At 54.2% G+C, this 11,030-nt stretch carries 11 protein-coding genes; 7 read left to right on the forward strand and 4 right to left on the reverse strand.

All coding sequences use genetic code 11. The annotated features are described in order from the left end of the window. The first annotated feature begins 12 nt into the window (after nt 1-12). From H6F43_RS05355 to folE, 3 genes are all read left to right on the forward strand, one after another. Entirely contained in the window at nt 13-993 is a 981-nt protein-coding gene (locus H6F43_RS05355) for an acetyl-CoA carboxylase carboxyltransferase subunit alpha (protein ID WP_190341416.1), read from the forward strand. Nucleotides 994-1,319: 326 nt separating this feature from the next. Then, on the forward strand, nt 1,320-2,042 hold the full coding sequence (locus H6F43_RS05360; RefSeq protein WP_190341418.1) for an SDR family oxidoreductase: 723 nt from the start codon (nt 1,320-1,322) through the stop codon (nt 2,040-2,042). A gap of 57 nt (nt 2,043-2,099) precedes the next feature. Beyond that, complete coding sequence (folE, locus tag H6F43_RS05365; RefSeq protein ID WP_190341420.1) at nt 2,100-2,798, forward strand: GTP cyclohydrolase I FolE; 699 nt, start codon at nt 2,100-2,102, stop codon at nt 2,796-2,798. Nucleotides 2,799-3,220: 422 nt separating this feature from the next. Here folE and infB read toward each other — a convergent pair whose 3' ends face one another. The 4 genes from infB to rimP all read right to left on the reverse strand — a co-directional run bounded on the left by infB (nt 3,221) and on the right by rimP (nt 8,840). Beyond that, nucleotides 3,221-6,343 (reverse strand): translation initiation factor IF-2, encoded by a 3,123-nt coding sequence (gene infB, locus H6F43_RS05370; RefSeq protein ID WP_190341422.1) that lies wholly within the window; start codon nt 6,341-6,343, stop codon nt 3,221-3,223. 271 nt (nt 6,344-6,614) lie between these two features. After that, on the reverse strand, nt 6,615-6,884 hold the full coding sequence (locus H6F43_RS05375) for a YlxR family protein (protein WP_190341424.1): 270 nt from the start codon (nt 6,882-6,884) through the stop codon (nt 6,615-6,617). 64 nt (nt 6,885-6,948) lie between these two features. Next, nucleotides 6,949-8,328 (reverse strand): transcription termination factor NusA, encoded by a 1,380-nt coding sequence (nusA, locus tag H6F43_RS05380; protein ID WP_190341426.1) that lies wholly within the window; start codon nt 8,326-8,328, stop codon nt 6,949-6,951. Between the two features lie 47 nt (nt 8,329-8,375). Further along, complete coding sequence (rimP, locus tag H6F43_RS05385; protein ID WP_190341428.1) at nt 8,376-8,840, reverse strand: ribosome maturation factor RimP; 465 nt, start codon at nt 8,838-8,840, stop codon at nt 8,376-8,378. Between the two features lie 285 nt (nt 8,841-9,125). Here rimP and rpmI point away from each other — a divergent pair, with 285 nt between their 5' ends. The 4 genes from rpmI to H6F43_RS05405 all read left to right on the forward strand — a co-directional run. Continuing rightward, a complete protein-coding gene (gene rpmI, locus H6F43_RS05390) occupies nt 9,126-9,323 on the forward strand; it encodes a 50S ribosomal protein L35 (RefSeq protein WP_190341430.1) in 198 nt (65 codons plus the stop codon). 77 nt (nt 9,324-9,400) lie between these two features. Further along, nucleotides 9,401-9,763: a 50S ribosomal protein L20 gene (gene rplT, locus H6F43_RS05395; RefSeq protein WP_190341432.1), complete on the forward strand. Its 363-nt coding sequence runs from the start codon at nt 9,401-9,403 to the stop codon at nt 9,761-9,763. 27 nt (nt 9,764-9,790) lie between these two features. Further along, nucleotides 9,791-10,579, forward strand: a complete 789-nt coding sequence (locus H6F43_RS05400; protein WP_190341436.1) for a transporter substrate-binding domain-containing protein — start codon at nt 9,791-9,793, stop codon at nt 10,577-10,579. A 71-nt stretch (nt 10,580-10,650) separates the two neighbouring features. Continuing rightward, nucleotides 10,651-11,030 (forward strand): tetratricopeptide repeat protein (locus tag H6F43_RS05405; RefSeq protein WP_190341434.1); only part of this gene is annotated, 380 nt, incomplete at its 3' end.

Raw genomic sequence — 11,030 nt, forward strand, 5'->3', positions numbered from 1 at the left:
AGCGAGATCCTTGTGGCAACGACCGAACGCAAACCGATTCTCCTTGACTTCGAGAAACCCTTGGCAGATCTAGAGGCACGAATTATCCAGATTCGTGAACTTGCCGAAGAAAATGACGTCGATGTCTCTGATGAGATTCGTCAGCTTGAGGCACGCGCCGTGCAGCTTCGCCAAGAAATTTTCAGCAGTCTGTCGCCGCTGCAACGGCTTCAGGTTGCGCGCCATCCGCGCCGCCCCAGCACGCTGGATTATATCCAGGCGATTAGCGACGAATGGATGGAGCTACACGGCGATCGCGGCGGCTTAGACGATCCCGCGCTGGTTGGCGGTGTGGGGCGCCTAGCAGGGCAACCTGTGGTGATGCTTGGTCAGCAGAAGGGGCGCGATACTAAAGACAACATCGCCCGCAACTTCGGCATGGCGTCTCCCAGTGGCTATCGCAAAGCGATTCGGCTAATGGAACACGCCGATCGATTTGGAATGCCGATCCTCACCTTTATTGATACCCCTGGAGCGAACCCGAATGCCGAAAGTGAACGGCTAGGGCAGGGTGAAGCGATTGCCTATAACCTTCGGGAGATGTTTCGCTTTGAGGTGCCGATTGTTTGTACGGTAATTGGAGAAGCTGGGTCCGGCGGAGCGCTGGGCATCAGCGTCGGCGATCGCCTACTGATGTTTGAGCACTCAGTGTATTTTGTAGCCAGTCCAGAAGCCTGTGCGTCCATTCTCTGGCGTGATGCCGCAAAAGCTCCTCAAGCAGCAGACGCGCTGAAAATTACGGCTCCGGACCTAAAGCACCTAGACATCATCGACGAAATTTTGCCAGAGCCGATCGGTGGTGCCCACGCCGACCCGTTGAGAACCACCGAGATCCTGAGAGAGGCTCTCCTGCGCCATCTGAGTGAACTGACGCAGATGACGGGTCCGCAGCGGCAGGAATTGCGCTATCAGAAATTTCGGGCGATCGGAATGTTTGCAGAAGCGCCGATCTGATCAGCTTTCTTCCGCAAGCGCAAATTCTGAGTGGTATAATCATTTAGGAAATATTTGTTCACATTTCTCTTCGTGGGCGTATTTCTTCCGTCAGCGAATTGGTTTACTGCCTGTCGCTGCCCAACCGTTAGCTCCATCGCTGTGAGAGGACCCATTCTGCCTGTGCCTCTGTATAGAGGTTGTGCTTTAGGTCTTTGTACCTTGTTTTGTCAATCCATAACGTTTAAGCGCTGGGTCGAGTTTCCTCTGACTGTCTGATGAGCGACCTCGCTTAGGCTTTGCTAAGTCTTTGCGCTGCACTAATTTACAGAATTTTAGGCTATTTCATGAGTCAAGCAGAACGACGCGCCCTAATTACGGGAGCGAGTAGCGGAATTGGTCGGGCTACGGCGATCGCCTTTGCACAGGCGGGCATTCATCTAGCTCTCGTCAGCCGGACTCAATCAAAGCTAGACGCAGTGGCAGAGGAAGTGGCAGGCTACGGCGTCAAGGTGCAGGTGTATCCTGTTGACCTTGCGCAGGTGAGCCAGGTTCGTGACCAAGTCGCCAAAATTGCCGCTGAATTTGATCCGATCGACATTCTGATCAATAACGCGGGTATGGGCTACACCAACGCCTTGTTGGATACCACGCTGTCTGATTGGCAGCGGGTCCTCGATCTAAATCTCACTAGTGTGTTCCAGTGTATTCAAGGCATCCTGCCGGGAATGCGTCAGCGTCAGCGAGGCACGATCATCAACGTAGCGTCGATCGCGGGACAACAGGTATTTCCAGACTGGGGAGCTTACTGCGTTAGCAAGTTTGGTTTGGTGGCGCTTTCCAAAACCCTAGCGGCGGAAGAGCGCACTCACGGCATTCGGGTTGTCATTTTGTCGCCAGGATCTGTGAATACTCCGATTTGGGACACAGAAACGGTTCAAGCTGATTTTGATCGATCGCGCATGCTCACTCCCGAAACCGTTGCCCAATCCATTCTTTACACTGCTCTTTTACCAGAACAGGCAGTGGTTGAAGAGCTGACCTTAATGCCCAATGCTGGCACCTTTTAGGGGTTTGGATTGGATTCGTGTTGAAATTTGTTCATCCTACATTTTTTTGACTCAACTATGACTACCGCTTCTCCGAATGGTTTACCAGTGTCTACGACCACCAGCGCTCAGCGTCTAGAAACTCGACCCGATCGCAACACACTCAACGGCGAGCAGGAACCTAATCTACAGATGCCGCCCAAGGAGCTTCAGGATGACATGATAGAGGCGGTGAGAACGCTGCTGCTCGGCGTTGGTGAAGACCCGGAGCGGGAAGGACTGCTGAAAACGCCGAAGCGAGTAGCTGAAGCAATGCGCTTCCTTACCAGCGGCTACCAGCAATCGTTAGAAGAGCTTGTCAACGGAGCCATTTTTGACGAAGGGCACAACGAGATGGTGCTAGTACGCGACATCAATGCGTTCAGCCTGTGTGAGCACCACATGCTACCGTTTATGGGCAAAGTGCATGTTGCTTATATTCCAAACCAAAAGGTGGTAGGACTCAGCAAGCTGGCGCGGATTGTCGAGATGTACTCCCGCCGCTTGCAAGTGCAGGAGCGGTTGACTCGCCAAATTGCCGAAGCGGTTCAAAGCATCTTGGAACCACAGGGCGTTGCGGTTGTCATGGAAGCTACCCATATGTGCATGGTGATGCGTGGCGTCCAAAAGCCGGGATCGTGGACTGTGACCAGCGCGATGGTTGGCGTGTTCCAGGACGATCAGAAGACCCGCGAGGAGTTTCTGAATTTGATTCGGCATCAGCCAACGTTTTGGTAAAGCGGTTTTTGGCGTTGCTGAAGGTAGGTATGAATTGCCCTCATCCCCAACTTTCTTTCCAGGGAAAAAGGAGCTAGAACTCTTGTCCCTTCTCCTTGTGGTCTACGGTATATACACAAGTTCTCGATCGTTTGAGTCTTTGGATGTGCAATCCTGACTTGGGGGGCAGCATCCCCTCCAGGAGGGTTTAACGGTCAAAGTTGAATCATGGCAGCTACGCCTGATACCTGATAAGAGTTAGAAACCCAAAAGACAGGGTACGGGGTAAGCCCCCTGCGGTCTGCTCAACGAAGCCAAAGATGTGCATACACAGAGCGAGCTAGGGGGTGAGGGTTAAGGAAGGCTCACTAGAACCAAAATTTCTAAGACCAAAAAAGCCCAGTGAAAAGTTCACTGGGCTTTTGCTTTTTTAGGCCTTGCTCTTACTTAGCAGGTGAGAGCGTCCGCCGCTTGGTGATCATGCGGTAGACCTCAATGATGTCTCCAGTCTCCCAGGCATTGAAGTTATCCACACCGATACCGCACTCGTAGCCAGCATTGACTTCGCGAGCATCTTCCCTCATCCGCTTGAGCGAATCCAGGTTGCTCTCGTGAATCACATTGCTGCCTCGACGCACGCGTACCTTCGAGTTGCGGATCACTTTACCAGACAGGATATAGCAGCCAGCCACAGAGCCGCGACCCACCGGGAACACCGCTCGCACTTCTGCCTGACCCAGCGCTTCTTCAACGAGTTCTGGCTCCAGCAAGCCCTCCATCGCACCTTGGATGTCATCCAGGAGCTTGTAAATGATGGTGTACTCGCGCACATCGACGCCTGCTTGGTCGGCAGCTTGGCGTGCCCCTGTTGCCAGCGTGGTATTGAAGCCAATAATGACAGCGTCACTGGCAGCGGCTAAGTCTACGTCCGTTTCAGTGATTTCGCCTGGAGCCGCAAACAGCACTCGTACCTGCACTTCGTTTTGAGGTAGCTGCTTCAGCGAACCCAGAATTGCTTCAACGGAACCCTGCACATCTGCCTTAAGCACTAGGTTGAGCTCCTTCAGGTCGCCTTCCTGAGCACGGGCAGACAGGGTGTTGAGGCTGACGCGGCGAGAGGACATTGCCTGAAGCAGGCGAGACTGTCGCTGCTCGTCGGTGCGAGTAGACGCAACGGCGCGGGCTTCTTTCTCGTCGGGGAAGACCTCGAACTCGTCTCCAGCAGCAGGGACATCACCCAAGCCCAATACCTCAACGGCAAATGAGGGAGACGCGACTTTCACTCGATCGCCACGATCATCCACCATTGCCCGCACTTTGCCCAGCGCCGAACCTGCGACGAGGGTATCGCCCACGCGCAGTGTTCCGTTCTGGATCAGCAGTGTGGCAACAGGTCCCTTAGCTTTGTCGAGGTTCGCTTCAATCACCGTTCCCTTGGCAGGACGATCGGGATTCGCCGACAGTTCCTCAATCTCCGACACCAGCAGAATCATCTCCAGCAGCGTGTCAAGATTTTCGCCGTTGATGGCGCTAACAGGCACCATAATGGTGTCGCCGCCCCATTCCTCGGGCACCAAGGCGTACTCGGTGAGCTCCTGCTTCACGCGATCGGGCTGCGCCTCTTCTTTGTCGATCTTGTTGATCGCCACGATGATAGGCACCTCAGCCGCTTTAGCGTGGCTAATGGCTTCGACTGTCTGAGGACGCACACCATCATCAGCCGCAACCACAAGGATTGCAATATCCGTGACTCGTGCTCCTCGCGCCCGCATCGCTGTGAACGCTTCGTGACCAGGCGTGTCCAGGAAGACAACCTGCTGCATCTGATCGTTATGCTCGACATCCACGTGGTACGCACCAATGTGTTGCGTAATACCGCCTGCCTCGCCCTGCGCCACTTTTGTTTTGCGGATTGAGTCCAGTAGGGTGGTCTTACCGTGATCCACGTGTCCCATGATGGTGACAACGGGCGGACGGCGAATCAGGTGCTCCAAGTCTTCCGCGTCCAGCATCTCGGTAACTTTCCGCGCTTCCGCTTCTCGCTCGCCCGTTTCCACCTCAATTCCAAACTCTTGCGCCACCATCGTGGCAGTGGGAACATCTAGCGTCTGGGTCACCGTTGCCAAAATGCCCTTCATGAAGAGCGTTTTGATAATTTCGGTGTCGGGGACTGTCAGCAGCCCTGACAATTCCTGCACCGTTAAACCACCCATTAGCGTGATCTTTTCGGGCCTCTCAACCTTAACTTCCTGTTCGCGCCGATCGCGTCGATCGCGGAAGCTCGTCGATTTTTTCGATTTCGGAGTCACCGTTGCAACAGGTGCCTTAACCTGCGGCGGACGCGACTGCTTGGGCTTTGCCGGACGCATGAGCGACAGACTTACCTGTGCTGGAGAATCGCCATCGAGCCCCTCAGCGCCAAGCAGGTTATCGAGATCCTCATCCTCATCATCTAAGTTGGGCTGCGTTCGCCGCTTAGTCTTAGCAGCGGCTTTAGCTGCCACCTTCTCGGAAAAGTCCCGTGCCTCTTCTTCCTCCTCTTGCCGAGTCTTACCCTTCTTGAGGGTACGAGGGAGAGACGGTCGCTCCTGCAGCTGCACCGTTTCTGGTGCCCCTGGTGCCGTCCCAGCCGGATCACCTGGCTTGGGACGGTTAATCTTGATCACGCCCGGCACGCCGCCTTCTGTGCGTCCAACGGGTGCTGGCACTGCCTCTTCCGAATCTGGGCGAACGGGACGGGGACGCCGCAGTTCCATAATTTGAGGTCGTGGCGTCGGACGGTCCTCCGGAGGCTTCGCACCGGGCTGCCGATTGACCGACCCTGGAGCAGGTGGTCTAGGTGCACCATCGCGCCGCGCCGCCCGCTCTGGGGCAGGCTTTGCCTCTGAAGGCGCTGACTCTTGCTGAGACCGCTTAATCAGGGGTCGGGTCGTCAAGGCTGGCTTCGGGGTTACCGCCTCTGCGATCGGTCTTGCCGGAGGTCTTGTCAGTTCTGGCTCTGGAGCTTTCTCCGACACCGTCTCCAACGTCAATTCCTGCAGTTCTGCAGGAGGCTGGGTCTCAGCTTCCACAGGAGGAGACGTATCCTCAGGTATTTCAGGAGGCACTTCAGGCAGTTTGACAGCTTCCGTCGGCGCCTCAGGCTTAATAGCAGCCGGACGGTTTAGCGAAGCTGGCTTCGACGGTGCCTGGATCGACGGAGGCGCCGCTGGTGGAGACACGCTGTCACTGGAGGCAGTAGACGATTCAGAACTGGCATTCTGGCGGATGATCGGCTTGCGAATTTCCAAAATCTGCTGCTTTTTCTGAACAGGAGCAGGAACTCTTGGCTTGGCGTCTGCCGCCTGAGCCTGAGGTCCTTGCTGACGGACCTGAGCAGACTTAACAGAGGATTGCCCAGACTGCTTCTCGGCAGCCGCGCGAATCTTCTCAGCCTCAGAGTCCGTAATGGTACTACTGTGACTCTTCACCGAAATGTTTAGCTGCTCACAAACTGCCAATAGATCCTTGTTATCCAAATTTAATTCCCTTGATAGCTCGTAAATTCTGACTTTGCCATTGTTCATCCAGTCTTTCCTCTCTGCCTAAGTCCAGTTGCGTTGTCACATAGTTACCTGCTTTCTCGTGAACTACACTCGGTCCAGCATTTTCCCTAGTTTCTGAGTTGCAAGCGCCACTACTAGCTAGAGACGGCTTTCGACCTCTCTACGGAGCAATTCCAACATTGTTTGGACTGCTCTCGCCAGCAAACAGCTACCTTTTCTAATTTTGCACAAATTTTTGAACGCTGGGACGTGTTTCGTCGGCTCTAGTCAAAGTTTGTAGTAAAGACGCCTGTTACAAGTTGCTACTGAGTGAGTCTGGAGTGAGTTGCTGCCACAGATGCTCATAAATTTGCTTAGGAACGGCAGCTTTCAGTGCGCGGCTCAGCTTGTTTTTCTTTTGCACGAGTTGTAGGCAGGTAGGCTGAGGGCACAGGTAGGTAGACCGCCCAAACCCATGATCTAATTCTATCGCGTGTGAGGGATGTGTCCTAACTACGCGCCAGAATTCTGATTTGTGGGCAATTTTGCCACAGCCAAGGCAGCGTCGGTAGTTCGGTTCCATTGAATTCACCGCTTGCTAGAGAGGCATCCATGTTTGCTCGACGAGTGACGTCAGCGCCGAGTCGCTACGGACGCCGCAGTGCAGCTTCTGACTCCGAACCAGACCCATCTGAGCCTGCGCCTGCAGATCGTCCGGTTGGTGCTAGATCCTCCTCTTCATCTAGTGGGGCGTCACTTTCTACCTCTACGGCGTCTAGAGCAATGTCCTCCTCATACTCTTCCTCATACTCCTCCTCATACTCGGCTTCCTCGGCTTCTTGTGCTTGACGACGCGCTTCTAATGCTTCAGTAATTCTGCGATTTTCTGCGTCGTAGTCATACTTCGCCGAGTCCTTGATGTCGATTTTCCAGCCTGTTAGGCGCGCCGCAAGACGGACGTTTTGTCCTTCTTTGCCGATCGCCAGACTCAATTGATCCTCCGCCACAAGCACGTGCGCCTGCCGTCCATCTGGATCAATCAGTCGGACTTCATCGACCCGCGCTGGACTGAGCGCATTAGCAACATAGGTCGCAGGGTCCGGCGACCAGCGAATCACATCGATCTTTTCGCCGCGCAGCTCATTAACCACAACTTGGATCCGAGAGCCGCGTGCGCCAATGCACGCACCCACCGGGTCTACATCACGCTCAACCGTATCGACAGCAATCTTAGTACGAGGACCAACATGGCGCGAGGGCGGGTTTGCTTCCCTAGCAACGGCAACAATGCGGACAATCTCATCTTCGATTTCAGGGACTTCGTTCGCAAACAGATACACGACCAAGCCTGCGTCGGCTCTAGATACCAACAGTTGCGGTCCCCGATGAGAGCCTTCCAGCACGCGCTTCAGGTAAACCCTAAAGGTGGCATTCGCCCGATAGTTGTCATTGGGAAGCTGGTCTTTTTTCAGCAGTTCCGCTTCGACTTCTGGCTGCCCAAAGCCGCTGCTGACTGCCATAATCACAGACTGCCGCTCGAAGCGCAGCACCCTCGCCTGTAAAACGGTTCCTTCCAGGTCTTGGAACTCCTCTTGAACTAGCTTGCGCTGTTGGTCGCGCAGCTTTTGTGCAAGCACCTGCTTCGTTTGAATTGCCGCCATGCGACCGAATTCACCTTGGTCTGGCGTGACATCCAGCACCACTGTGTCTCCCGCTTGCGCTTCGGCAGCGACTTCTTGCACTTCAAGTAAGGCAATTTGATGGTCTGGGTTCTCGACTTCTTCGACGATCGTCTTAGTCGCTAAGACCCGGAAGCCCTCTTCGTCGATGTCTAATTCAACCTCGAAGTTTGAGAAATACTCCTCGTCGAAGTTGGAACTATCCATCCGCTGAGTACGGCGATAGCGTTCGTAACCTTTGAGCAACGCTTCCCGCAACGCGGCTTGTACAGCAGGTTTTGGTAAATTTCGTTCGCGACTAATGCCATCGATCATGTCTCTGAGTCCGGGCAAAGCGACCATTGACATAGGACAGACTCCATTGGAAAGGTACGAGAGAAATAATTGTTGTGACGCTAAGGGCGGCGATCGTCCAACTGAACCTTAGCGACGAGCTCACGGGGAAGAGTGATCATACGTCCCTTTTGGCTGAGGTGAATCGCCGCTTCGTCTCGACCGATGAGTTGCCCAATCCACTCTTGCTGCCCTGTGTAGGGTTCAGCCAGCGTCACAATGACCGGAAAGCCTTTAAACGAGACAAATTCGCGATCGGTGGCAAGCTCACGAGAAATGCCGGGGCTAGAGACTTCTAACACGTAAGCGTCTGGAATAATGCCTGCGGCATCTAACGTCGATTCCAGCGCATGGCTCATGCGCTCACAGTCGCTTAAGCCCGTGTCTTGTGTTAGGTTGCGGACATCCACTCTAAGCACTGGCGGACGTTGATTTGTGTGAAATACAGCACCGACTACTTCTAAGCCGATCGATTCTGCTACCGGCGCGGCTAGGTCAAGAATTTGTGGAATTAATGGATGCGCCATCGGAAAGTCCCAAATAAAAAAGTGGGTCAGCCCCACCCCTTATGAAGTAATTGCCTTCACAAAAGCCCAGTAGCCTGCGAAGAAACTCCGCAGGCGCTCCCCCAGTGTAGCGTAAAAGTGGTTGACCGTGTGAATAGGGTCGAAGTAAGGGTTTGCGATCGCGCCTGCTTTGTGTGAATCAACGTCCAACTTGCCAGCCGACAAGCCGACATTCGTTGCTTGCAGGAGAAGGTCGGTTGATAGTATTATGGTAAGCTGTGTTGAAAAACGAACCCAAAGCGACCCATGCCTAAGCTAAAAACCCGCAAAGCCGCCGCTAAGCGTTTACGAGTCAGCGGAAACGGTAAAATTATGCACCGGAAAACGTTCAGAAGCCACCTATTGGAGCACAAAAGCTCTGCACGGAAGCGCCGTCTAGCAGGGATGGCAGTGGTGAACGAGCGAGACGCAGCAAATGTTCGCTTGATGCTTCCTTATCTTTAAGGACTAGACGCTTGGGCGCGTGACAAGGGTCTAGCCACGAGTAGACAAGACAAATTTGAGTAGAGGACGTTGTAGAGATGGCACGGGTAAAGCGTGGAAATGTGGCTCGGAAACGCCGCAAGAAGATTTTAAAGCTGGCAAAAGGGTTCCGGGGGTCTCATTCCCGCCTGTTCCGCACAGCAAACCAGCAGGTAATGAAGGCGCTGCGGAATGCTTACCGCGATCGTCGCAAGCGCAAGCGGGATTTCCGTCGCCTTTGGATCACGCGCATTAATGCGGCAGCACGCCAGCACGGCATGAGCTACAGCCAACTGATCGGAAACCTGAAGAAGGCGAACGTTCAGATCAATCGCAAGATGCTGTCGCAAATGGCAGTGCTTGATCCGGCAGGCTTCAACCGCGTTGTTGAACTCGCGGCTCAAGCCAAGCAGCCTGCTTAAAAGCACGATCGAAGGATGTTGAAACGCATGGTGCTGAAACGCCTTGCTGCTCAAATTCGTCAGGCTGCGGGTTTAAGCCTAGTGGGGGCATTATTGGTGATGCCTCCACTTTTTGCTGCGGATCTACAAACAATTCAGCAGCGGGGACGCCTCATCGTAGCGGTGAAGGACAATCTACGACCGTTGGGATTTCGATCGACGGATGGTCAACTTCAAGGGTTTGAAGTTGATATTGCTCAGCGACTGGCGCGAGAATTGCTCGATCGTCCAGCGTCGCTGGAACTCAAGCCTGTTCTCAATCAGGACCGAATTGCTGCCGTTGCAGATGGACAGGTAGACGTTGCGATCGCGCGGGTCACGGCAACGGATGCCCGCTCCCGCGTTGTCAGTTTTAGCGCACCCTACTACCTTGATGGAACGGCACTGGTGACCCGCACTTCTCAGGTGCAGCGCTTGGAGGACTTGGCTAACCGGACGATCGCAGTTCTCAAGGGATCTAGCACAGCAGAGACGCTGCGCTACCGATTGCCTACGGCGACTCTAGTTGGCGTAGACTCCTACGATGCCGCCAGAGTTCTTCTAGAGAAGCAGGGGGCGATCGCCTTTGCCGCAGATGCCAGTGTGCTTAGCGGTTGGGTGCAAACCTTTCCCGACTATCGCCTTGTCGCTGTATCGCTCTCGGTGGAGCCGCTCTGCATCGTGGTTCCTAAGGGACTCCAGTACGACGCACTGCGACGACGGATTGATTTCCTGCTGGAACGCTGGCAGCGAGAAGGTTGGCTGAAGCAGCGATCGGCGTTTTGGGGTCTCCCGTAGATCCACGACGGTCGCCCGTGCGATAAGTTGGTTGTAACTGTCCGATCGTTGTTGAGTCAACCACCGTTTTCATGAGCACTGCATATCCCACGATTTATCTTTCACTGCTACTGGTGCTGCTTGCTATTGCAGCCGTAGCAATTGTTCGTCAGGTTCTTAAGACACGCCGCACTGAAAATGCCTTGTCACGCTTGCAGGCAAAGCTAACCAAAGAGAAGGGAACGGCACAGGAATATTACGAACTAGGCGGCATCTATTTAGACAAGAAGGTGTTTGCTCAGGCGATCGGGCTGTTTCAAAAAGCACTGAAAGCCGATGACCTAGATGAAGCAGAAAGCCCTTTGATCTACAACGCACTGGGGTTTGCCTACTTTGCGCAAGAGCAGTACGACTTAGCAATCCGCAACTACAAAGAAGCGCTGAAAGTTGATCCTACCTATGTAACGGCGCT

Origin of the sequence: Leptolyngbya sp. FACHB-36, from assembly GCF_014695955.1 — a bacterium.
Lineage (GTDB): Bacteria > Cyanobacteriota > Cyanobacteriia > Leptolyngbyales > Leptolyngbyaceae > FACHB-36.